At 53.1% G+C, this 24,364-nt stretch carries 19 protein-coding genes and 1 riboswitch; of the genes, 1 reads left to right on the forward strand and 18 read right to left on the reverse strand.

Annotated elements, in window-relative coordinates:
- The coding region (locus WH45_RS08080; protein WP_152663519.1) for an IS3 family transposase at positions 1 to 532 on the forward strand (532 nt) is incomplete at its 5' end.
- Between the two features lie 78 nt (positions 533 to 610).
- On the opposite strand, the gene purD is transcribed toward WH45_RS08080, so the two are convergent.
- From purD to WH45_RS08175, 18 genes are all read right to left on the reverse strand, one after another.
- The gene (gene purD, locus WH45_RS08085; RefSeq protein WP_046213906.1) at positions 611 to 1,882 is read right to left on the reverse strand and encodes a phosphoribosylamine--glycine ligase; all 1,272 of its coding nucleotides are present in this window, start codon (positions 1,880 to 1,882) and stop codon (positions 611 to 613) included.
- Between the two features lie 196 nt (positions 1,883 to 2,078).
- The gene (gene purH, locus WH45_RS08090; protein ID WP_046213907.1) at positions 2,079 to 3,626 is read right to left on the reverse strand and encodes a bifunctional phosphoribosylaminoimidazolecarboxamide formyltransferase/IMP cyclohydrolase; all 1,548 of its coding nucleotides are present in this window, start codon (positions 3,624 to 3,626) and stop codon (positions 2,079 to 2,081) included.
- A gap of 127 nt (positions 3,627 to 3,753) precedes the next feature.
- The gene (purN, locus tag WH45_RS08095) at positions 3,754 to 4,374 is read right to left on the reverse strand and encodes a phosphoribosylglycinamide formyltransferase (protein WP_046213908.1); all 621 of its coding nucleotides are present in this window, start codon (positions 4,372 to 4,374) and stop codon (positions 3,754 to 3,756) included.
- Positions 4,374 to 5,417 carry a phosphoribosylformylglycinamidine cyclo-ligase gene (gene purM / locus WH45_RS08100; protein ID WP_046213909.1) on the reverse strand — a complete coding sequence of 348 codons (1,044 nt, stop codon included), beginning with the start codon at positions 5,415 to 5,417 and terminating at the stop codon, positions 4,374 to 4,376. Before purM ends, purN begins: the two co-directional genes overlap by 1 nt.
- Positions 5,418 to 6,228: 811 nt before the next feature.
- Complete coding sequence (gene purF / locus WH45_RS08105) at positions 6,229 to 7,707, reverse strand: amidophosphoribosyltransferase (protein ID WP_046213910.1); 1,479 nt, start codon at positions 7,705 to 7,707, stop codon at positions 6,229 to 6,231.
- Positions 7,692 to 9,941, reverse strand: coding sequence for a phosphoribosylformylglycinamidine synthase subunit PurL (gene purL, locus WH45_RS08110; protein WP_046213911.1), 2,250 nt, complete (start codon positions 9,939 to 9,941; stop codon positions 7,692 to 7,694). Before purL ends, purF begins: the two co-directional genes overlap by 16 nt.
- The gene (gene purQ / locus WH45_RS08115; RefSeq protein WP_046213912.1) at positions 9,919 to 10,608 is read right to left on the reverse strand and encodes a phosphoribosylformylglycinamidine synthase subunit PurQ; all 690 of its coding nucleotides are present in this window, start codon (positions 10,606 to 10,608) and stop codon (positions 9,919 to 9,921) included. Before purQ ends, purL begins: the two co-directional genes overlap by 23 nt.
- A gap of 4 nt (positions 10,609 to 10,612) precedes the next feature.
- Positions 10,613 to 10,858: a phosphoribosylformylglycinamidine synthase subunit PurS gene (purS, locus tag WH45_RS08120; RefSeq protein ID WP_046213913.1), complete on the reverse strand. Its 246-nt coding sequence runs from the start codon at positions 10,856 to 10,858 to the stop codon at positions 10,613 to 10,615.
- A gap of 692 nt (positions 10,859 to 11,550) precedes the next feature.
- A complete protein-coding gene (locus WH45_RS08125; protein ID WP_046213914.1) occupies positions 11,551 to 12,444 on the reverse strand; it encodes a phosphoribosylaminoimidazolesuccinocarboxamide synthase in 894 nt (297 codons plus the stop codon).
- Positions 12,445 to 12,570: 126 nt separating this feature from the next.
- Positions 12,571 to 13,866, reverse strand: coding sequence for an adenylosuccinate lyase (purB, locus tag WH45_RS08130; protein ID WP_046213915.1), 1,296 nt, complete (start codon positions 13,864 to 13,866; stop codon positions 12,571 to 12,573).
- Positions 13,867 to 13,870: 4 nt separating this feature from the next.
- The gene (gene purK, locus WH45_RS08135) at positions 13,871 to 15,055 is read right to left on the reverse strand and encodes a 5-(carboxyamino)imidazole ribonucleotide synthase (protein WP_407668019.1); all 1,185 of its coding nucleotides are present in this window, start codon (positions 15,053 to 15,055) and stop codon (positions 13,871 to 13,873) included.
- Positions 15,052 to 15,549 (reverse strand): 5-(carboxyamino)imidazole ribonucleotide mutase, encoded by a 498-nt coding sequence (gene purE, locus WH45_RS08140; RefSeq protein ID WP_046213916.1) that lies wholly within the window; start codon positions 15,547 to 15,549, stop codon positions 15,052 to 15,054. The genes purK and purE overlap by 4 nt, the downstream gene beginning before the upstream one ends.
- Positions 15,550 to 15,853: 304 nt before the next feature.
- Positions 15,854 to 15,955, reverse strand: a riboswitch (purine riboswitch).
- Positions 15,956 to 16,189: 234 nt separating this feature from the next.
- Complete coding sequence (locus WH45_RS08150) at positions 16,190 to 16,630, reverse strand: universal stress protein (protein WP_017814618.1); 441 nt, start codon at positions 16,628 to 16,630, stop codon at positions 16,190 to 16,192.
- 365 nt (positions 16,631 to 16,995) lie between these two features.
- Positions 16,996 to 17,295, reverse strand: coding sequence for a DUF1294 domain-containing protein (locus WH45_RS08155; RefSeq protein ID WP_046213918.1), 300 nt, complete (start codon positions 17,293 to 17,295; stop codon positions 16,996 to 16,998).
- A 202-nt stretch (positions 17,296 to 17,497) separates the two neighbouring features.
- Positions 17,498 to 19,702, reverse strand: coding sequence for an alpha-galactosidase (locus WH45_RS08160; protein WP_046213919.1), 2,205 nt, complete (start codon positions 19,700 to 19,702; stop codon positions 17,498 to 17,500).
- Positions 19,703 to 20,154: 452 nt separating this feature from the next.
- Positions 20,155 to 20,862 (reverse strand): N-acetylmannosamine-6-phosphate 2-epimerase, encoded by a 708-nt coding sequence (locus WH45_RS08165; protein ID WP_046213920.1) that lies wholly within the window; start codon positions 20,860 to 20,862, stop codon positions 20,155 to 20,157.
- 320 nt (positions 20,863 to 21,182) lie between these two features.
- Complete coding sequence (locus WH45_RS08170) at positions 21,183 to 22,595, reverse strand: sucrose-specific PTS transporter subunit IIBC (protein ID WP_046213921.1); 1,413 nt, start codon at positions 22,593 to 22,595, stop codon at positions 21,183 to 21,185.
- Between the two features lie 60 nt (positions 22,596 to 22,655).
- On the reverse strand, positions 22,656 to 24,212 hold the full coding sequence (locus tag WH45_RS08175; RefSeq protein WP_046213922.1) for a glycoside hydrolase family 32 protein: 1,557 nt from the start codon (positions 24,210 to 24,212) through the stop codon (positions 22,656 to 22,658).
- Positions 24,213 to 24,364 lie beyond the last annotated feature (152 nt).

Here is a 24,364-nt window from a genome sequence, read left to right on the forward strand (position 1 = left end):
GGCGGAACGAATCGCTGAGAATGTATTCAACCAGAATTTTGTCGCTCACCGACCGAACGAAAAATGGGTCACGGACATCACGCAAGTTCTCATCGGCGAGCGCTGGTTGTATCTGTCTGCCGTCAAAGATCTTTTCAACAACGAAATTGTGGCATACGCCATCGGCGAACATCCCAACAAAGAATGGGTGCAGCGTACGTTTCAAAAGGCGTTTCGCAAACGAAAAGACGTGACGGGCGTGGTCGTTCATAGCGACCGCGGAGCCCCGTACACGTCTCATCTGTACCACGACATGCTGCCCAAGGTTGGCGCCCAAATCAGCATGTCTCGTGGAGGAAATTGTTATGACAATGCCTCCATTGAGAGTTTCTTCTCCTCGTTAAAGACCGAAGGACTCTCCCTCTATTCTATCCGAAGCTGGAAAGAAGCGCAAAAGCGAATGGAAACGTATATCCGCTTTTACAACACCAAACGACCACAACGAAAACTAAATAAACTGACGCCGGTAGAGTACCGACGCCAGTTTGCTTGATGGGGCTTTTTTAACTGTCTACAAAATAGGGGCTTGACCAGAGTGGCCTGGCTGTTCTTTGTTCTTTCCAGTCTATACTTACTTTCCTGCCAGCGCCTTCGCCGCAATATCGCTGCGCTGGTGCTTGCCGATAAAGGTAATCTTTGCTGCCTGCTCATATGCCTGTGTGCGTGCAGCAGCGATATCCGCTCCCAGTCCGACCACACCCAGCACACGACCGCCATTGGTCACGAACTCGCCACTTTCGTTCTTGGCGGTACCGGCATGGAATACGAGTGCTTGTTCAATGCTGTCCAGTCCTTCAATCGGCAACCCTTTCGTGTACGAACCCGGGTAGCCGCCGGAGGCGAGGATGACGCATACGGCAGATTCGTCGCTCCACTGAATATCCACGTCGGCCAGTGTACCGTTAACGGTCGCCAGGAAAATGTCCAGCAGATCGGTCTGCAGACGCGGCAGGACGACCTGGGTCTCCGGATCCCCGAAGCGGGCATTGAACTCTACCGTTTTGGGCTTGCCATCCGGGGTGATCATCAGACCGGCGAACAGCACCCCCTGAAAAGGACGGCCTTCCGCCACCATGGCTTTGGCAGTCGGAATCACGATCGTCTCGATCGCTTCCTCGATGATCGCCGGGTCGATATGCGGCAGCGGTGAGTAGGTGCCCATGCCGCCGGTATTTGGTCCTTTATCCTGGTCAAAGGCCGGCTTGTGATCCTGCGCGGCCGGCATCGCTCGCACGGTCTCTCCATCCACAAAAGCCAGGATCGACATTTCCTGTCCCTCCATGAACTCCTCGATGATCACCTTGCTGCCGGCTTCGCCGAATACTTTGTCACGCATAATGTTCTGCAATGCTTCGACCGCTTCCTGCATCGTATGGGCGACGGTTACGCCTTTGCCTGCGGCGAGTCCGTCCGCTTTGATCACGACCGGGATCGGCTGGCGCTGCAGATAGTTCAGCGCGGTGTCATAGTCGTCGAACTTGGCATACGCTGCTGTCGGGATATTGTATTTGTGCAGCAGGTCTTTCATAAAGGTCTTGCTGCCTTCGATCAGGGCCGCATTGGCGCGCGGTCCGTAGACGGGAATGTTCCGTGCTTCGAATACGTCCACGATACCGTCTGCCAGCGGATCATCCGGTCCGACCACGACCAGACCAACCTGCTTCTCTGCGGCAAAATCGGCCAGCTTCTCGAATTCACTCACCTGAATCGGTACACATTCAGCGATCTGGCTGATACCCGCATTGCCGGGTGCACAGTAAATATGATCTGCCTGCGGGCTTTTGGCCAGCGACCAGATGATGGCATGTTCGCGTCCGCCGCTGCCGATTACGAGTATATCCATGAAGGATCACGCTCCTTTTTGATAGGGAAATGATAGTACGGAAAAGGGATACCGGGTACAGACGATGGGTCTCGCTCCATCCCGCTTCTCGAAAACCTCTGATTATTCAGGAAAACGGAGCCAAACCTGTTGATATTCGGCTCCGTTCTCTTATGTTGTGTAGGATACAATACTACACTGAAGCGTTTAGAAAGAATTAATGTTTGAAGTGGCGGACGCCTGTGAACACCATTGCGATGCCGTGCTCATTGGCTGCCTTGATGGATTCTTCGTCTTTTACCGAACCACCCGGCTGGATGATGGCAGTAATGCCTGCGCGGGCTGCCGCTTCGACGGTATCGCCCATCGGGAAAAAGGCATCGGATGCAAGAATAGCGCCCTTGGCTTTGTCGCCGGCCTGTTCGATGGCAATCTTCGCTGCACCGACACGGTTCATCTGGCCTGCGCCAACGCCGACGGTCATATCATCTGCGGCCAGTACGATCGCGTTGGATTTGACATGTTTGACAACTTTCCAGCCGAACAGCAGCTGCTTCATCTCTTCTGCGGATGGTGCACGGTCGGTGACTACTTTCAGGTCAGCTTCGGTGATGGCATGCACATCGCTATCCTGCATGACCATACCGCCTTCCACCATGGTCACGATATGCTGCGGCTTACGCTCGGCGGATGCAGCAATTTCGCCCATTTTGAGCAGGCGGATATTTTTCTTCTTGGTCAGAATCTCCAGTGCCTCCGGTGTAAAGTCCGGCGCCAGCACGATCTCCAGGAAGATCTCGCTCAGCGGCTGTGCGGTCTGCGCATCAATCGTCCGGTTGGCTGCGACGATGCCACCGAAGATCGAGGTTGGGTCGGCATTGTAGGCTTTGTTGTACGCTTCGGCGATGGTAGCACCTACGCCCACACCGCACGGGTTCATATGCTTCACGGCAACGACAGCTGGCTCATTGAATTCCTTGACGATCTGGAGCGCTGCGTTGGCATCGTTAATATTGTTGTAGGACAGCTCTTTGCCGTGCAGCTGCTCGGCAGTGGTCAGCGTACCTGCCGGAGCCATCGGCTTGCGGTAAAAGGCTGCGGATTGGTGCGGATTCTCGCCATAGCGCAGATCCTGAATTTTCTCGTATGTCACGGTGTAACGTTCCGGCACCGGATTGCCCAGTACCTCGGACAGATAATCGGAGATCAGGGAATCGTAGGCTGCGGTATGACGGAATACTTTGGCAGCGAGCTGCTTGCGTGTATCCAGCGTCGTATCGCCGTCTGCACGAACCTCATCCAGAATGGTAGCATAATCCGCAGCATCCACCACGACAGTGACAAAGGCATGGTTCTTCGCCGCACTGCGCAGCATGGTCGGACCGCCGATATCGATATTCTCGATAGCATCTTCGTACGATACATCCGGCTTGGAGATCGTCTCCTGGAACGGATACAGATTCACGACCACCAGATCGATATAACAAAGTTCCAGGTCTTTCATTTGCTGCTGGTGCTCTTCGCTGTCGCGTACAGCCAGCAGACCGCTATGTACAGCCGGATGCAGTGTTTTCACACGTCCGTCCAGAATTTCCGGGAATCCGGTCACATCGGAAATACCGATCACCGGTACGCCTGCATCGGCCAGCAGATTTTTGGTACCTCCGGTGGAGATGATCTCCACGCCCAACTGGGACAGCTCTCGGCAGAAATCGACTACGCCTGTTTTGTCGGATACGCTGACCAGCGCTCTTTTAATCGTCATGTTATAAAAAGCCTCCTTAAATGTATGGGCAGTCCAATGATGCCCCAAGATGTCTGCAGAATCATGGGCAGCACATTAAAGATCTGCTTTGTAACTGTATGTCATCTTTTTTATAGGTGAGTATGGCTTACGGTTCTACAACTACATGCCGGCCATCTTCAGCGAGCCGGACTTGGCCTGCAGCAATATGAGCGACGACCTGCGGATACAATGTTTGCTCGATCCGGTGAATACGGGCAGCCAGCGTATCGGCTGTATCTCCGGCTTCAATCGGGAGCGACTGCTGGGCAATAATCGGACCGGTGTCCATACCGTTATCGACAAAATGAACGGTGATCCCGGTCAGCTTGACGCCATATGCCAGCGCCTGACCAATCGCATCCTTACCGGGAAAGGCTGGCAGCAATGACGGATGTACATTGATCATGCGACCCATATACGGATTCACCATCGTCGGAGTGAGCAGCCGCATATAACCGGCCAGCACGATCAGATCAATCTGCCGCTTGGCCAATTCTGCGAGAATCTCCAGTTCATACTGTTCCCGGCTGCTATATTCCTTGGGCCGGAACACGAATGTGTCTACTTGCGCACGTCGGGCACGTTCCACGACGGGTGCTTCCGGCTTGTCGCATACGAGCAGCTCCACCGCAGCCGATCCCAGCAGACCGCTGCGCTGGGCATCGACCATCGCCTGGAAGTTGCTGCCCTGTCCGGAGGCGAAGACGGCGATTCGCATCGGCTTCATTACACTTCAGCTCCGGTAAAAGTAACGATCTTCTCGCCTTCGGTCACTTTGCCGATCAGATAGGCTTCTTCGCCCTGTTCTTGCAATACTGTCAGCGCCTGCTCTGCCTGGTCGGCCGGTACCACAATCGCCATGCCGATTCCCATGTTGAACGTTGTAAACATATCGCGGTTGCTAATCGCACCCTTGGCTTGCATTAATTGGAAAATGGGCAGGATCGGCCAGCTGCCGTACTCGATATCCACATTAACACCATCCGGCAGCATCCGCGGAATATTCTCGATAAATCCGCCTCCGGTAATATGCGCCATGCCTTTGACCTGTACCGCTTCCTGCAGGGCAAGCGAAGATTTCACATAAATCCTGGTTGGCTCCAGCAGTACATCGCCAAGTACAGCGTTATCCAGCTCGGCTACCTGTGCAGTCAATTCATATCCTCCATCTTCAAGCAGCAGCTTGCGCACGAGCGAGAATCCGTTGCTGTGGATACCGCTTGAGGCCAGTCCGATGACCGCATCACCTGCTGCAATATCGCTACCGGTAATGACTTTGGGCTTGTCGACGATCCCTACAGTGAAGCCGGCGATATCATATTCGCCTTGGGAGTACATACCCGGCATCTCTGCTGTCTCACCGCCGATCAGCGCGCAACCTGCCTGACGACATCCATCCGCAATTCCGGATACAATCGCTTCGATCTTCTCCGGAATAACCCGGTCACAGGCCAGATAATCGAGGAAAAAGAGCGGCTCGGCACCCTGGACGATAATATCATTCACGCACATGGCTACCGCATCAATTCCGATCGTATCATGCTTATCCATGGCAAAAGCAAGCTTGAGCTTTGTACCCACGCCATCCGTACCAGACACCAGCACCGGCTCTTCGTACTTGTCCTTGTTCAGACCGAACAGCCCGCCAAAACCGCCGAGATCGGTCATGACTTCCGGACGGAACGTTGTTTTCACATGCTTTTTCATCCGCTCTACTGCTTCATTGCCTGCCGCGATATCGACTCCGGCTTTTTTGTATGCATCTGACACTGCCATCGCACCTTTCGTGGGGTCTTTGGACATTGGCGGGTGGGATCGTTGGAAGAATTGGTGTTCTGGTGCTACAGCGCTGCGGGAATGGATCGTTCGGGCGTCGCCGTTGCAGGCTGACTTTTTGGGAACGACTGCATTTGCAGTCAAAAGTCAGCCCGCAAATGCTCCTTCCTGAACGATTCCATTCCCTCCGCTGGGAGCACAGAGAACCCCTACTTCCAAATATCCACTCGCCGTCCATAAGATTGGGATTTCCGTTTTAAAAGATTACGTATCTAGATACTGCTATTTTCATTGTAGGGTTTGGATGGATCTGGTTTGGCTGTTTTTGCTGTTTTGATCTAGTTTATAATGCTGTGATTAAAAGATGATGAACAAGCTACATAATCTATCCTGTTATTTCTCAAAATCCTCTATGCACCTTTACAAATCATCTCTGCACTCTTCTTTACAACCATTCCTTTCCCAATCCCAACACTAAATATCCAACAAATAATATCAAAGCTCTAACCCTTAAACATTCACTCCTGCAAAGCAGTACAACCAGCACCGCGCATTCCCTCTTGCACTTCTCTCCCCCTTACCCCCAAGGGCTCTGAAACCGCCAGGTTCTCAGGAACGTGGTGCGGGGAGTGCGGAGCGGAGGGGAAGGAAATAGGCCGGAGAGCGCCTTTTGAAATCGGGGGCCTTCCTCTACACGGGTCTACCAATTCGAAGGCCCCCGATTTCAACCGGGCGATCGCAGGCCTATTCCTTCTCCGCAGCGGACCTTCTCCCCGCTACCTCCGTTCCGGACAGCCGGCGCAGTTCAGCACCCACACCCGAATTGTTCTTCGCCGCCAAAGTCGGTCTGGGTCGGGTAGTCGTTGTCGAAGCAGGCCATGCACATGCCGCCTTTGTAGTCGTCCTTGTTGTCTCCGCCAACCGCTTGGATCAATCCTTCACGGCTGAGGAAAGCGAGCGAATCCGCGTTGATCTCCTGCCGGATCTCTTCCACCGTCTTGGACGACGCAATCAGATCACGCCGATCCGGCGTATCGATTCCGTAGAAACACGGATTTTTGAAAGGAGGCGACGTAATCCGTACATGCACCTCGATCGCTCCGGCATCGCGCAGCATGTTGACGATCCGGCGGGACGTGGTTCCCCGCACGATCGAATCATCAATCATGACGACACGCTTGCCCTCAACGACCCGGCGTACGGCGCTCAGCTTCATCTTGACGCCCTGCTCGCGCAGTTCCTGGCTCGGCTGGATAAAGGTACGGCCGGTGTATTTGTTTTTGATCATGCCCAGTTCGTACGGGATACCGGTCTGCTCGGCATAACCGATCGCGGCCGAGATGCTGGAGTCCGGCACGCCGGTGACCAGATCGGCATCGATAAACGATTCACGGGCCATCATGGAACCCATCCGTTTGCGGGCGGAGTGCAGATTCGCACCGTTCATATCACTGTCCGGTCGGGCAAAATAAATATATTCCATTGAGCAGAGCGCCTTGCGCTGTGGCTCGGTATAGAAATCTTCATGCAGTCCATCCTTATCCAGCACCAGCAGCTCACCGGGCTTCACATCACGAACAATCTCCGCGCCAATCGTCTCCAGAGCGCAGGTCTCCGAGGTGAAAATATATGCTTCCCCGAGTCTGCCCATCGTCAGCGGACGCAGTCCGTTCGGATCACTGGCGACGATCAGCTGTTCATTCGTCATGATCATAAAAGCAAACCCGCCTACAATCCGGCGGAACGCCTCCTTGGCGGCTTCCACTAGCGGCTTGGATGAACGGGCGATCAGATGCGCCAGCACTTCCGTATCACTGGTCGTCTGGAAAATAGAACCCATCTCCTCCAGCTCACGCCGGATCTGCGGTGCGTTGACGATGTTACCGTTGGTCGCCAGTGCCAGTTCGCCTGCACGATAGCGGAACACAAGCGGCTGGGCATTACCGAGATGACTGCTGCCGCTGGTGGAATAGCGTACATGACCGATCGAAATGTCACCGGTTAGCGTCGCCATCACATCCTTGTCAAATACTTCCTTGACCAGGCCCATTCCGCGATGATAGTGGAATTCCGTATGATCGCTGACACAGATGCCGCAGCTCTCTTCACCACGGTGCTGGAGTGCATGCAGACCATAATAAGAAAGGGACGCGGCCCCCGAATGTCCGTAGACACCGAAGACGCCGCATTCCTCTTTTAATGTATCGAAAATATCGTTCGGACCGGTTCCCTGATTATAGTAGTCGCCGGTCCAGAGCGGCTGATTATTTAATTCATCAGACATGGAATCGCATCCTCCCAGACCTGGCGCAGACTGCTTACCTCTTCCGCCAGGACTTGTTTGCCGTCCACTGTGATTTGTAATTGTGCTGCAGATGTAACGTTACCGATGCGGCGAGCAGGTACTTTGTGCTCAGCCAGCTTGCTTTCCAGAGCATCTGCCTGTGCTGCGGTTGCAGACAGCAGGATGCGGGACTGGCTTTCACTGAAGAGCAGATGGTCATTACGCAGACCGCTGCTTTCGAGGGCAATCTTTGCCCCCAGCTTGCCGCTGATGCAGGATTCGGCCAGTGCTACCGCGAGACCGCCTTCGGACAGATCATGCGCCGACTGTACAAGACCGCTCTGGATGGAATCCAGTACGCCGTCCAGCAGCTGCTTCTCCACGACCAGATCGAGTCCTGGCGGGCGACCTTCGGTCTTGCCCTGTACGATGTACTGGAATTCACTGCCGCCCAGTTCCGCTTTGGTCTCACCGAGCAGGAAGATCACATCGCCATCCTGTTTGAAGCCTTGCGTCGTAATATGATCGGTATCATGCACCAGACCGACCATGCCGACGACAGGTGTCGGATAGATCGAGCCGCGTGTATTTTCGTTGTACAGACTCACATTACCGCCGATAACCGGTGTTTCCAGTGCGCGACAGGCCGTTGCCATACCATCGACCGATTGTTCCATTTGCCAGAAAATATCCGGTTTCTCCGGGCTGCCAAAGTTCAGGTTATCCGTAATCGCCAGCGGTTCGGCACCGGAGCAGACGATATTGCGCGCCGCTTCGCTGACAGCGATTTTGCCGCCCACTTCCGGATCGAGATAGACGAAGCGGGAGTTGCAGTCTGTCGTCATCGCCAGTGCTTTGCGTGTGCCATGGACGAGTACCACCGCGGCATCCGAACCCGGACGGACAGCTGTGCTCGTACGTACCATGTAATCGTACTGGTCGTACACCCATGCCTTGCTCGCTACCGTCGGAGAAGCGAGTACGGATTTGAGAGCGCCGCTCAGATCGGTCACTTCATCAAAGGCCACTGTGTCAATGTTGGCCATCTGCTCGTAATAAGCCGGAACCGAAGAAGGCTTATTGTAAACCGGGCATTCGTCCACCAGCGCATGGACCGGCATATCGCCGACCACTTCGCCGTGATGATACAGCTTGAGACGTCCATCGTCCGTTACTTTACCTACTTTGGCACAGATAACGCCCCAGCGTTCGAAGATCTTCATCGCCTGTGCTTCGTCCTTGGGTTCCACGACGAACAGCATACGCTCCTGGGATTCGGACAGCATCATTTCATAAGGGGTCATGCCTTCTTCACGCTGCGGTACCTGATCCAGATACAGTTCCAGACCATTACCCGCCTTGCTCGCCATCTCGGCACTGGAGCAGGTCAGACCGGCTGCACCCATATCCTGAATACCGAGTACGATGCCGGAGTCGATCAGTTCGAGACAGGATTCCATAACCAGCTTTTCCATAAATGGATCGCCGACCTGTACCGCCGTTTTGCGTGCTTCTGATTCCTCGGTCAGCTCCTCGGAAGCGAATGTCGCACCGTGGATACCATCGCGTCCGGTTGGAGGACCTACATAAAAGACCGGGTTGCCTACCCCTTTGGCTACGCCGCGCTGGATCTTGTCATGATCGATCAGACCGACACACATCGCGTTCACGAGCGGATTGCCCTCATAGCTCTCGTCGAACATCACTTCGCCGCCTACGGTCGGGATACCGATACAGTTGCCATAGCCGGCGATACCGCCCACCACATGCTCGAACAGATATTTGACCCGGTCGCTCTCCAGCTTGCCAAAGCGCAGAGAGTTCAGGGAAGCGATCGGACGGGCACCCATGGAGAAAATATCACGGATAATGCCGCCCACGCCTGTCGCTGCACCCTGGTACGGTTCGACAGCAGATGGATGGTTATGACTTTCAATCTTGAATACAACTGCCTGGTTGTCGCCGATATCGACGATCCCTGCGCCTTCGCCCGGTCCCATGAGGACACGCGGGCCGTCGGTCGGGAAACGTCTCAGCAGCGGCTTGGAGTTTTTGTACGCGCAATGTTCCGACCACATTACACTGAATACGCCGATTTCCGTGTAGTTCGGTTTACGTCCGAGGAAACCGCAGATCAAATCAAACTCGGTGTCGGATACACCCATTTGTTTGTATAACTGCTGGTCTGCGACTTGCTCCGCCGTCGGTTCCTTAACGGGTGTTTGCTGCGTCATGTTGATCCCTCCAGGCTTTTAGAATAGATGTGAACATTTTCTTGCCGTCTGTTGAGCCGAGCAGTTCATTGACCGCGCGCTCCGGATGCGGCATCATGCCGACCACATTGCCGCGTTCATTGCTGATGCCTGCGATATCATGCAGGGAGCCGTTCGGGTTGTCGCCATACTGGAACACGATCTGGTCATTGGCTTTCATCTGTTCCAGGGTCGCTTCATCACAGTAGTAATTGCCTTCGCCGTGAGCGATCGGGATAATGATTTCTTCGCCTTCTGCATAATCAAGTGTGAACGGCGTTTTGTTGTTCGTTACCGTCAGCACCACATCATGGCAGCGGAACTTCATCGATCCGTTGCGCAGCAGTGCACCCGGCAGCAGACGCGCTTCAGTCAGAATCTGGAATCCGTTACAGATGCCAAGTATATATTTGCCCTGTTCCGCCGCTTTGGCCACTTCTGCCATCACCGGTGCAAACTGGGAAATCGCGCCGCAGCGCAGATAGTCACCATAGGAGAATCCGCCGGGAACGAGAATGCAATCGTACGCCGACAGGTCGGTCGCCGTATGCCACACATAATCAACCGGTTCGCCAATCGTCTCTTCCACTGCCTTGAAGCAGTCGATATCACAGTTGGAACCCGGGAATACCAGTACCGCAAATTTCATGGAATTAACCCTCCAGTTCGAATCGGTAGTTTTCAACGACGGTGTTCGCGAGCAGCTTCTCGCACATCACTTTCAGGCGTTCTTCCGCTTCAGCACGGTTGTCCGTGTCCAGTTCAATCTCCATGTATTTACCGATACGTACACTTTCCACTTCATTAAATCCAAGAGAATGCAGCGCACCCTGTACAGTTGCTCCTTGCGGGTCAAGTACGCTTTCTTTGATGGTAACGTAGACTGTCGCTTTGATCATAATCTTCTCGTTCCTCCTTGGGATGATGACGCTTGAATGAGTGAATACGATATTGCTTTTTCGCTACAAAGATTGATACGTTCTGGATATGGCGCTGCAATGCAGATTATGACGTAAATGGCTGCTGCCGGGATACGGCGCTGCGGGTACGGATCATTCCTGCAGTCGCTGTTAAGATCGGATATTTTGAACGTCCGCTGTTGCGGACAATATCCGATCTTAAAGGCTCCTTTCGGAACGATTCCGTTCCCTCCGCTTGGCGAATGAGCAGCCGACCGTTTTTCTAGATTATGCATGAACCATGAACTGCGTAAGAACTAGCAAATGCTGCTTGTGCATAGATAACGATACTCGCAAATCGATAGCAGCAGTTATGACTGGATATCGTAAGAAATAATTTAAATTCTCAGCATCGAGATACTGTCCTTGTATTGACTTACTCCACACAGCTAATGGGTGGAATGGGCGATATGATGTAACCACACATACTCAGGCACCAGTCGCTGACAAGTACCGGAGCGAAGGGGGAAGGAAATAGGTCGGAGATCGCTTTTTGAAATCAGGGGCCTTCCGCTGCACGGGTCTCCCATTTGGAAGGCCCCTGATTTCAACCTGGCGATCGCAGGCCTATTCCTTTTCCGCAGCGGCTGAATAATCAGGCACCCGGATGCTTTGCCCGTTCTCCTCAGCTGCTACACCAGTTTCAATCCCGTCAGCTTCTCGTAGATCGCCAGATAACGCTCAGCCGTCGCCTGCACGACTGCTTCCGGCAGCGGCTCCGGCTGGCTGTTTTTGTCCCAGTCAGTATTCGCCAGATACGTACGAACCGGCTCCTTATCCATGCTGTCGATCTCGATATCCAGCGCGTAATTGTCCTTGGCCCAGAAACGGGAGGAATCCGGCGTGAAGATCTCGTCGATCAGGATCAGTTGTCCATCGATCAGGCCAAACTCGAATTTGCAGTCCGCCAGGATGATGCCGTGCTGGTCGCAGATACGGCGGGCGAACTCGTACAGCTCGATGCTTTTTTGCTTGAGCTGCTCCGCGAGATCCGCGCCGACGCGATTTTTCATTTCGTCAAAAGAAATATCCTCATCGTGCCCCACATCATTTTTGGCAGCCGGGGTGAAGAGCGGGTTCGGGAAGACGCCGTTTTTGCGCAGGCCTTCCGGCAGCCGGATGCCATTAACTTCACCGGTCTCCTGGTACTGACGCCAGCCTCCGCCGGTAATGTAGCCGCGAACGACGCATTCCATGTCGATCCGCTCGGCTTTGCGGGTCACCATAATCCGGTTGCGCAGCGCTTCACGGTCGCGGATGATATCGCCCAGCTGATCCACATCGATATGTACGATATGATTATCGATCAGATGCTTGGTTTCCCCGAACCAGTAGGCGCTCAGGCGATTCAGTACTTCCCCTTTGTGCGGGACCGGCGGGTCCAGTACATAGTCAAATGCCGATATCCGGTCGGTGACGACGATCAGGTAATGCTCTCCCAGATCGTACAGCTCGCGTACTTTGCCCTTGTAGATCAGTGGTGCGTCGATCAGATCGGCTGCCGTGGATAATGCCTGTGCTGTCATCTTGCGTTCCCTCTCCCTTTATCTCAACTTGGAATATAGCGTTCAGGCGCTGCGATCAGCCATGATCCAACACTGCAGCAGCCTGATGCGCTTAATCTGTATCTGTGTATGATATCTGCGGATGGATTAATCCAGACCCAGCTTTTTGAAAATGGTATCAACATGCTTCAGATGCCATGCCGGGTTAAATGCATCCTCGATCTCTTCCTTGCTCAGCAGATCGGTAATCGCAGAGGTCTCCAGCACGATATCCTGGAAGGAACGCTGCTCTTCCCACGCCTGCATCGCACGCGGCTGTACGGTATCGTAAGCCTGCTCGCGGCTCAGTCCTTTGTCGATCAGCTTGGTCATGACGCGGCCGGAGAACGGTACACCGTACGTACGCTGCATGTTGCGCTGCATATTTTCCGGGAATACGGTCAGATTCTTGATGATATTGCCAAACCGGTTCAGCATGTAGTTCAGCAGCATCGTCGCATCCGGCAGAATGACACGCTCGGCGGACGAGTGCGAGATATCGCGCTCATGCCACAGGCCGACATTCTCATACGCAGTCAGCATATGACCACGGATGACGCGGGACAGTCCGGAGATGTTCTCGCTGCCGATCGGGTTGCGCTTGTGCGGCATTGCGGAAGATCCTTTTTGACCCTTGGCGAATGCTTCTTCGACTTCGCGGAATTCACTCTTTTGCAGAGCGCGTACTTCGGTAGCGAATTTGTCCAGTGATGTGGCTACCAGTGCCAGCGTTGCCATGTACTCGGCGTGACGGTCGCGCTGCAGCGTCTGGGTCGAGATTGGAGCCGGCTTGGTGCCCAGCTTGGCGCATACGATCTCTTCGACGCGTGGATCAATGTTGGCATAGGTGCCGACTGCGCCGGACATTTTGCCGTACTGTACACCATCTGCCGCATGGCGGAAGCGCTCCAGATTACGTTTCATCTCTTCATGCCATAGTGCCATTTTCAGCCCGAATGTCGTCGGCTCGGCATGTACACCGTGGGTGCGGCCCATCATCGGCGTATTTTTGTAGGCTACCGCTTTTTCTTTGAGAATATCGATAAAGTTGATGATATCGCGCTCCAGGATTTCGTTCGCCTGGCGCAGCAGGTAGCCCAGTGCCGTATCCACCACGTCGGTGGATGTCAGGCCGTAGTGCACCCATTTGCGTTCTTCACCGAGACTCTCGGATACCGCACGGGTAAAAGCGATCACGTCATGACGTGTCTCCTGCTCGATCTCATAGATACGGTCGATATCAAAGGAAGCATTCGCACGCAGCTTTTGTACATCTTCCTGAGGGATAACGCCGAGTTCCGCCCATGCTTCACACGCACAGATTTCCACTTCGAGCCAGGCTTTGAATTTATTTTCCTCACTCCAGATAGTTCGCATTTCCGGTCTGCTGTAACGTTCAATCATAAGTTTATTTATTCCTCCATATGTTCGTTTGGTTGATCCATGCCAGAGCATCTTCTATATTATGACACAGCACATTGATATGTCCCATCTTGCGCTTGTGCTTGGCTTCTTCTTTCCCATATAAATGGTACTTCGGTACGACGCCGAGCTGCTTGGCTGCAGCATCTGTCGACACCATCCGCTTCATCACAGCAGGGATATGTTCTCCGAGAATATTCACCATCACGACCGGCGTACGCAGCGCCGTGCTGCCGAGCGGCAGTCCGCAGATCGCCCGTACATGCTGCTCGAACTGTGACGTGTCACAGGCCTCCATCGTGTAATGCCCCGAGTTATGCGGGCGCGGCGCCAGTTCATTCACATACAGCTGCCCATCTGCCGTACAGAACAGCTCCACCGCCAGCAGCCCGACCGCATTCATCGATTCCGCGATATCTGCCGCCATCCGCTCGGCCCGGCGCTGCACTTCTTCCGGTACACGTGCAGGTACGATCGACAGATGCAGAATATTATTAACGTGAATATTTTCTGCGACCGGGAAAGTAGTAATCTCTCCCTGCGTACTGCGTGCGGCGATGACGGACAGTTCACACTGGAAATGAATAAACTGCTCCACGACCAGCTCCGTGCCGGCTGCGCTCAGTTCCGTGTATGCCTGAGCGGCCTGCTCTTCCGAGCGAATCACGAACTGTCCCTTGCCATCGTAACCTCCGGTCGCTGTCTTCAGCACACATGGTACGCCGAACCTCTGTACAGCCGCCAGCGTCTCTGCTGCGCTGGTCACTTCCGCATACGGTGCTACGGTTGCACCTGCTGCTTCAATCGCCCGCTTTTCACGCAGACGATGCTGGGTCGTGTACAGCAGCTGACTGCCCTGGGGGACGTAGGACTGCTCGGCCAGCAAGGCAGCGACGCCAGCGTCCACATTTTCAAATTCGTACGTAATGACGTCCGCCTGCTCCGCCAATCTGCGGGCAGCCTCTACATCATCGTATTCCGCTGTAATCTGGTGGCTCACCTGACCGCAGGGCGAATCCGGAGCAGGATCAAGTGTAATGAACCGGTATCCAAGCGGTGCGCCCTGCAGCACTATCATTCGTCCCAACTGACCTCCGCCAAGGATGCCTACCGTTGAACCCGGCGGGATCACTTTGCCTGCCTGTTGATGATTATGATCGGGATTCATCATTGTTCCACTCCCAGAGTATCGCTCGATTCCAGAACTTCCTGCTTGATCCGTTCACGACGCGTGTCTACACGCTGCATCACTTTCGGGTCAAAGGCACCGAGTATCTGGGCAGCGAGCAGTCCTGCATTGGTCGCGCCCGCTTTGCCGATCGCAACCGTGGCGACCGGAATACCACCCGGCATCTGTACGATTGACAGCAGCGAATCCAGTCCGTTCAGCGCGGCCGATTTGACCGGCACGCCAATAACGGGCAGCAGCGTCTTGGCAGCAATCATTCCCGGCAGATGAGCTGCACCGCCGGCACCGGCGATAATGACTTTGATCCCGCGGGACGAAGCCTGCTCTGCAAACTCAAACATCAAATCAGGTGTACGATGAGCGGAGACGACCTTTTTCTCATAAGCGATCTCCAGCTCCTCCAGCATCTGGCAGGCGTGCTGCATTGTTTCCCAGTCTGACTTGCTGCCCATGACGACAGCGACCTGTACTGACATGTGATAACCTACTTTCTGTAATTATGGATGGCTGCCGTACTGGCAGCGATATGGTAAGACTCTGCTATGTACAGCATAACAGCGTCATGTTCTCACAGTATGAAGTCATTTCTCCCGGATTGGTCATAAAAAAATCCGCAAATCCTGATCAGAAATAATATCGATCTTCAGGATTTCCGGACATACCGGGTGCAGCAGACTGCCATTCATCATCAACACACCTCTGCAAGGACAGACTGTTCGTCCCTTCTCCATATCGGAGCAGGCGGTTCCAATCTCGCTGCAGATTCGGCGGTGATGACGATCATCCGCTGTTCACCCTCGTAGTCCGGAAATTTACGGTTTCCGGGTAGAAACTTCCGGGCCTTATCCCCGGTTTTATACGAGTCATTCGATTGTTGCATCGCTTCAAGCTACATTACACAGTGTACCAACCACCTACATCCTATGTCAACTTAAAAGGCGAACGTTCATAAGTTCACATAATTTATCGTTCGTATTTTTATTGGTTTAAATGCCTTTTCCAGATCGATTGCTGTCTAAATAACAAAAGACGCACCATTCATCCACCTCCAACTAGAGGTGAAATACAGAACAGTACGTCTCATGCATCGTGTGCAATTGTCATGTGGAACGATCTTTATTTTACAATTAATACCGGAATCTGTGCGTGCTGTACCACATTGTGGCTGACACTGCCCAGTACAAACTCGCGAATACTGCCGAGACCGCGGCTGCCGATCACGATAACATCCGAGTTATGGGATGCGGCAAAGTCGAGTACGCTCTGCGCGGCATTCCCCTGGATCATCTCGACGTCAAACTTGTTCGGAATGCCGGACTCTTCCAGACGGCGCTTCGCTTCCTTGGCTGTCTGCATCGCCATTTCGTACAGTTCTTCATTGGATGTGGTGGGAACCGGTACGATGCCTTCTCCCATAAAGTAGCGCGGGAAATCAAACACGTGAATCGCATCAATATGTGCCTCCGGATTGGCTTTGGCGAGCTCAACAGCACGGTTGAGCGCTTTGTTGGACGCTTTGGAACCATCGTAAGCAAGCAGAATATTTGAGAATAACATTGTATTCCCCTCCCTTTCTTTCTAGGACTGTATGCGCCCGCAGGCTGCATATGTCGTGCAATGGCTGGCAGCATGCGGTATGTAGTTCTCAGCAGCAGTAACAGCGGCGTGCAGTACGTTTTCATTATATCACTTATTACATATATAAAAGTACTATTCGCCGATGATCACTGCCCTGCCAGGATATTGGAGCCTCACCTGCACGATTTGGCAACATGAACGCAGGCGCTTATACTCTAAATTACCCGAATCGCTTCCCCAATGAAACCAAAGACCCGGCTGCATCGCCAGGTCTTTAATTATCCATACCACTCCATAAGGACGTTCCCATATTCAAGTTATTGCTGTATCCATGCAGCCTGCTGTCAGCTGAACCAGCGGTAAATTATATACCCGTACACCAGTACATTCAGCACCAGCAGCAGCGGTACACCGATCACAAACGAACGATGCTTGGTTTTGTGCCTGCGCGTATACATGGATACCCAGATCCCCAGTGCACCGCCGACTGCAGCCAGCAGGAACAGGTTCTTCTCCGGTATCCGATGCCGGGTGCGCCGGCGTTCGGCCCGGCTTTTGTCCATACTCATCGTAATATACGCAATACTATTAATGACCAGCAGCCATATCCACAGCAGCGACTCTGGCGTTATTGATTCCATCATATTTCCGTCTCCTCGTTGGTCTGTCAGGCTCTCCGGAATTTCTCCGGGAACGGTCCTGCATCTGTACAGCACGCTTCATGGAAGCGAGCTATTCACAGTATACCTGTTGAAAGGCCTGACAACAAACGGGATGCGTAACAGAGCGGAATCTCCCTTATACAGCCAGCGACTTCCGGCATCATCATGAGTGCGGTGTGTTCTTTTACTTTACAGCCTTAAATGTAAACAGCGTGCTCTGGAAGTCTTCGTATTTCTCGATCAGGGCAATGCCGTGATACATCAGTTCATCACCATAATACACCTGCTCTTCTTCCACACCATTTACACTCATACGATACTGGCTCTGCGGATTCAGTCCTCTCAGCTTGAGACGACGCAGCGGTGGGTTCGGCTCGCTCAGTACCTGGAAGTAACCGGCAAAGGCTTCCTGCTGATCTTCCGAGACGAACATCCATACCGTACAGTTGCCTTCAAATGGACTGAGCAGACGGTAGAATTCGCCGAACTGGATCAGTTCACGCAGCTGCTTGTACTGGGCCACCTGTTCCCGAACTTCCTGCTTTTCTTTTTCGGTCAGGGAAGTCAGGTCCAGTTCATAGCCAAAGTTCCCCGACATCGCCACATGCCCGCGCGTGGCAAAGGAAGTGATCCGTCCCACCTGGTGGTTCGGTACAGCCGATACATGCGATCCCATCGAGCTCGCCGGATACACCATGCTCGTACCGTACTGGATTTTCAGGCGTTCAACGGCATCCGTATCATCGCTTGTCCATGTCTGCGGCATGTAATATAGCATCCCCGGATCGAAGCGACCGCCGCCACCGGAGCAGCTCTCAAACAGCACATCCGGGAAAGCGGACGTGATGCGTTCCAGCACATTGTACAGTCCGAGCATATAGCGGTGAGCCGTCTCCCGCTGGCGGTCTGCCGGCAGCAGGGCAGAGCCGATCTCTGACATGTTGCGGTTCATATCCCATTTGACATACGTAATCGGCGCCGAAGACAGCACACTGCTAACCGACTCGACGATATAGTCGCATACATCCTGACGGGACAGATCCAGAATCAGCTGCTGGCGGCCCATCGAACGACTGCGGTCCGGCACATGCAGACACCAGTCCGGATGGCGGCGATACAGATCGCTGTCCGGTGACACCATCTCCGGCTCAAACCATAGCCCGAACTGCATACCGGTCGCTACGATGTCATTAGCCAGCTTGCCCAGACCTTCCGGCAGCTTGCGGCGATCTTCCACCCAGTCGCCGAGCGAAGTACGGTCGTCATCCCGGTGACCGAACCAGCCGTCATCCAGCACGAACAGTTCAATGCCCAGTTCCTGTCCGGCTGCGGCGATGCTTTTAATTTTGGGAGCATCAAAGTCAAAATATGTCGCTTCCCAGTTGTTGATCAGAATCGGACGCACTTTGTCACGGTGCGTACCACGGCTCAGACGTGTACGGTACAGTCGGTGATAGGTACGCGACATCCCCCCGATTCCTTCTGCCGAATGGACGAGTACCGCTTCCGGGGTCTGAAAGGTCTCGCCCGCTTCCAGCTTCCATTCAAAATCAAACGGAGACAGTCCTATCTGCATCCGTGCCGTACGGAACTGATCCACCTCGACCTGTGCGATAAAGTTACCGCTGTAGACCAGACTCATGCCATAGACCTGACCATGATCTTCGGTCGCCCCTTTTTCCAGCAGAGCAATAAACGGATTATGCTGATGACTGCTGGAGCCGCGCTTGCTCTCTACACGCTGCAGTCCCGGTGTCAGCGGGCGGTAATGAACATGACGCTCCCTCACCCATGCGCCGGACAGATGCATCATCTCGTACTGATCCTGATGGAAATCCACACTGCTGCTCAGTGCGCGCCGGATCGATACCGTCTCGCCACCCTGGTTATGCAGACGGACTGCCCGTGTAATCGCATTCAATTCGCCGAATACGGAGTACTGTACAATCGCTTCCAGACCGGTCAGTTCATCGCGGAGCGTAATTTCCAGCGTATCGGCTTCGCTGTCCTGCTCCACATAGGTCGCCGGCAGTCCCTGCAATCCCGGCTTGCCTGCCGTAATCCGGTGGCTGACATAATGAAGATCATTGACGGTGGAACCGTTGGGCAGCATCACTTCAAAGGCCGGCTCCCGGTAATCGCCGCGTCCGTATCCCGGATATTCCTGCGGCAGGGTATCAAAGGAGAAGGTGCGATCCTCATCGTGGTAGTTCGGGCTGAACGATGCCCGTTCAATTCTGCGCAGCAGACTGCCTACCGTGGAGTGCCGGAGTACCGGTCCCCAATATAAATGCGCCAGATGGCGGTCATGGATAAGCTGGATCACATAGCTCGTTGAAGACGTTTGCAAATGAAAAGTCTTTTGCTGTTCATCATAAAATATGGACATGGATAATTCCTCCTGATCAGCCTGCCTGGACGGCTGGCTGCATATTCGCTTTGATCCGCTTCGTATAGTTGCTGCGGATTACACTTTTATCTTATCCTGTCTTGCCGGTCAGGCACATGGCATGATGCAAGCAAATGATGGCACGATATGTAATGGGGCGGTATTCCAGCATTCACTCCAGAAAGGAATAAGAGCACGTCCTCCGGTTAAGCCTGGAGATCCTTGAGTGGTGGGAAGGAATGAGGATCTCCAGGCTTAAAGCAGTAAGATATTTTGCTGCGCAAAAATCACTTCTCATTGAACCCCGCGTTTCAAATGCAAACACTTAAAGGTCGTCCTTTGCTCTTATTTCCTTTCTTGCGTTCCGTGCTTGATCACCTTTTGGGAGTTGAAAGTTTTGGCAGATACATCGCAGGATTAGCGTTTTGGCTTGCTTTGGAATCCTTTATTTTTTATCCTTTATCTTGCATTCGCTGGTTCATTTCATGGATGAATCGCTCTGTAATCTGCTGGGGGCGGGTGATGGCTCCGCCGACTACGACGCTGTATACACCCAGTTCCAGACAGCGGGCTGCCATTTCAGGGGTGAGGATATTGCCTTCTGCTACGATCGGTGTCGAGATGTGCTGAAGCATTTCTTTTAGAATGGCAAAATCATTGTCGTACAGCTTTTGTCCCTGGGTCTGTTCAGTGTATCCGACCAGGGTTGCCGAGATCAGGTCGAATCCGAGCCGCTCTGCTTCCCGGCCCTCCTCGATTGTGGAGACGTCTGCCATGAGCAGCAGCTGTGGGTACTGCCGGCGGATTTGTTGTACGAGTTCGCTCAGGCTCATTCCGTCCGGTCTTGGTCGGTTGGTCGCGTCGAGAGCGACGATCTCGCAGCCGGTTGCGGCCAGTTCGGCGATTTCCCGCAGCGTCGGTGTAATGAAGACTGGATGATTGCCGTAATTGCGCTTCACGATTCCGATCACCGGCAGATTCACCTCTTTGCGGATTTCGGTAATATCCTCTGCGGTATTGGCACGGATGCCCGCAGCGCCTCCCTGCTGGGCAGCGAGTGCCATTTTGCTCATAATAAACGAACTGTACAGCGGTTCATGTTCCAATGCCTGACAGGATACGATCAGCTTACCTTGCAAACCCAGATCATCGAGCTTCATTGATTATTCCCCTCTCGTTGATATACTTTTGTTTTAGCTCTTTCCCAGCTCTTTTATATCTCTTTTGTATCTTTTTTGCATGAAGTTCTTACATATATTGTATCCTTTATTATCCACGTGATGTTTTCAAAATTCAATTTCAGGCGTGATGTCGTGGTTATTCGATTTTGATTCATTAAAACGAAGGACATTATTCTCATTCCTCATACTTCTTCTACTATGAAATTAAATATGAAATGTAAAAAAGCGGACACTCATCCTCAAAAGAATGTGGTCCGCTTTTCTAATGTTCCAATCTGATACTTATACTGCAGTCAGGCTTATTTCTCGGCAATCTTCATATCGTTCAGCATCTTGTCACTGAATCCGAACAACCATGTCAGTGCAAAGCCGACGGCCATCGCCACCACATTGCACAAAATGTACATCGGCAGCTGGGAATTCAGATACAGCAGTGTACCCGGCAGCACGGTGATCGCCATACCGGTTCCGGCCAGATGCAGCAGTGAAGCGAGGAATCCACCCGCTGCCCCGCCGATCAGACCCATAATGAACGGTTTCATATACCGCAGGTTCACCCCGAAGATCGCCGGTTCCGTAATACCGAGGAATGCGGAGAAGGAAGATGGCAGTGCCAGCGCTTTCAGCTTCGTATCCTTCGTTTTCAGACCGACAGCCAGACAGGCCGCTGCCTGTGCCGCCATCGCACAGGTGATGATCGCATTAAATGGATTGGCGCCTGTACGCTCCAGCAGCTGGATTTCCAGCAGATTGAAGATATGATGCACTCCGGTAACGACGACGATCTGATGCAGACCGCCAATCACGATACCGGCCACGCCGTAAGGCAGATTGAGCACAGTTGTTGTTACGTTCAGCACCACTTCCTCCAACGAGTGGAAGATCGGACCGATTGCGAACAGACCAAGCGTGATCATAATCAGCAAAGTCAGAAACGGCGTCAGGATCAGATCAAGCGATTCGGGAATGCGCTTACGCAGAAAACGTTCCAGCTTCGCTCCAAGCAGACCAACCACAAAGGCAGGAATCACCGAGCCCTGATAACCAACGACCGGAATGAAATCGAAGAATCGAAGCGCTTCCGCAGAACCGTCAGCGACTGAATAAGCATTCGGCAGCGCCGGGTTAACGAGCATCAGGCCGAGAATAATACCGAGTACCGGGCTACCGCCAAAGACCCGGAATGCCGACCAGGCGACCAGTGCCGGCAGGAAAGCAAATGCCGTATCTGTCAGTACCTGCGTATACAGCAGGAAGTTCGGCGAGATCTGATCCGGAGTCATGCCGAACAGTGCCAGAATCTGCGGCTGGGTCAATAGGCCGCGCAGCCCCATGAACAATCCGGTCGCGACCAGCACCGGAATAATCGGTACGAATACATCCCCAAATGTACGAATCGCCCGTTGGAAGCGGCCGCCCTGCTGCTTGGCCTGGCTTTTCACTTCTTCTTTGCTGGAACCGTCGAGACCCAGCTTTTCCATCTCTTCATAGATCTGATTGACCGTTCCGGTACCGAAAATGATCTGATACTGCCCGGAATTGAAAAAGGCCCCTTTGACCTTATCGATATTCTCTACCTGCTTCTGGTCGATCTTTTCCTTGTCGTTGACCATAATCCGCAGTCTTGTTGCACAGTGGGCAAAGGAAGCGATATTCTCTCTTCCGCCAACCGCATCCAGCACTTCCTTGGCAATCTCATGATTTTGTGCCATACCTGTTCATCCTCTCTGATCTAAATCCCGTTACGTCTTCTTAATGAATCTCACCTGATTTTATCGATGATAATCCCATTTTTCCGCCTGCAGATGCACTGTTCCATCTTCCGCAAAAAAGACAATGCCCTGACTATCCGGGTTCGGGAAAATACGGCTTGTGAATACGGCTTCACCATCATTTACAAAAATCTCCACCGAAGATACATCGACAAAGATGTGCAGTCGGCTTAGCGGCTGTTCCAGCACGCAGCTTCGGGTCGTTCCATACTCTTCGGCCACCGGCTGTCCCGAAGCGGAGCGATCCAGTGTCAGCCGTTTAGAGGCAGCATCGTAAGTGAGCATCGTCTTCTCGGTACCCCCTGTGCGCAGCTCGATCCCGAATGAAGATGCCTGCCCGGCAGCTCCAATTGATGTTTCACCAGTCAGCTCTGTATTCCTATCTTGTACTGTATGCCCGTCTTCCGCTGTCTGCTCCTCTTGCATCATATAGGTGCAGATCAGTTCATATGCTTCTCCGGCAAAGTCCGGCATCTGCTGTCGTCCTGTCAAGCTGCCGCTGAATGATGCTTTGCTGCCGCGTCTTGATGCCAGACCGGGTACAGGTTTTTGCAGCAGTTTGCCGTTATGCAGATGCAGCTCACGCGGCAGTGTCAGGCAGTGCGCCCAGCCCTGATGATCCGTCGGGTAGGCGATATCCGGCAGTCCCATCCAGCCGATGATGATCCTCTTTCCATCCGGTCCGGCTGTCGTCTGCGGAGCATAGAAGTCAAAGCCGTAATCCAGTTCATGGAACTCGCCATGCTGCAGCTCCAGTGTGTCCAGATTCATTTTGCTGCCGGTTACATAACCCGACTGATAAATATTGCGATACTTATCACCCTCTGGCTGTAATCCCTGCGGGCAGAACAGCAGCACACCCTGTCCATCCATTTCAAAATAATCCGGACACTCCCACATATAGCCAAACCGTGGCAGCGATGTGTTCAGCTCTCCGGCAAAGTCCCACTGCCTGAGATCTGCCGAACGATATACCGTAATGCTGCCCGTCTCATCTTCACGCTGGGCACCGATCACGCAGTAGAACAGCTCGCCATCCTTCCATACCTTGGGATCACGGAAATGATCCGTATAACCGGTTGGCACTTCACCGATCACCGGCTGCTCCCACTTGGTGATCTGTCCTTGTCGGTCCATGACCGCCATACATTGATACGGATGCCGTATCCATGCTTCGTCACGCGTATTGCCGGTATACATCAGATACAGATGACCTTCATGTTCGATTCCACTGCCGGAATACGCGCCGTGGGAATCCTGACGATCACCCGGCGCAATGCCGACACCGCAGTCCTGCCAATTCGACATATCCGCCGATTTCAGATGATACCAGTACTTCATCCCATGATCCGTGCCCAGCGGAAACCACTGGTAAAAGAGATGATACTCCCCTTGATAATAAGCAAATCCATTTGGATCATTAAGCAGCCCGGTATGCGGCTGGATATGATACTGCTGCCGCCATGGGCTCTGCTTCACCTGCTGCTTCAGCAGCGCAATTTCCTCTTCACCCGCCTCTTCGATCAGACGGTATTTTTGTTCTCTGCTCATTTTCATAACTGTTCTCCGTCTTTCCTACGGAACCGGTTCCAATTTTAAATAAAAAAATAAGGAACCGGTTCCAAAGTAAATTAAAATAAGAACTGATCCTTTTGGTTATAGAATCAGTCAGAATAAACCTGCGTCGCAACCACCTGTGGAGGAATCTA

The sequence above is a fragment of the Paenibacillus wulumuqiensis genome (assembly GCF_000971965.1).
Lineage (GTDB): Bacteria > Bacillota > Bacilli > Paenibacillales > Paenibacillaceae > Saccharibacillus > Saccharibacillus wulumuqiensis.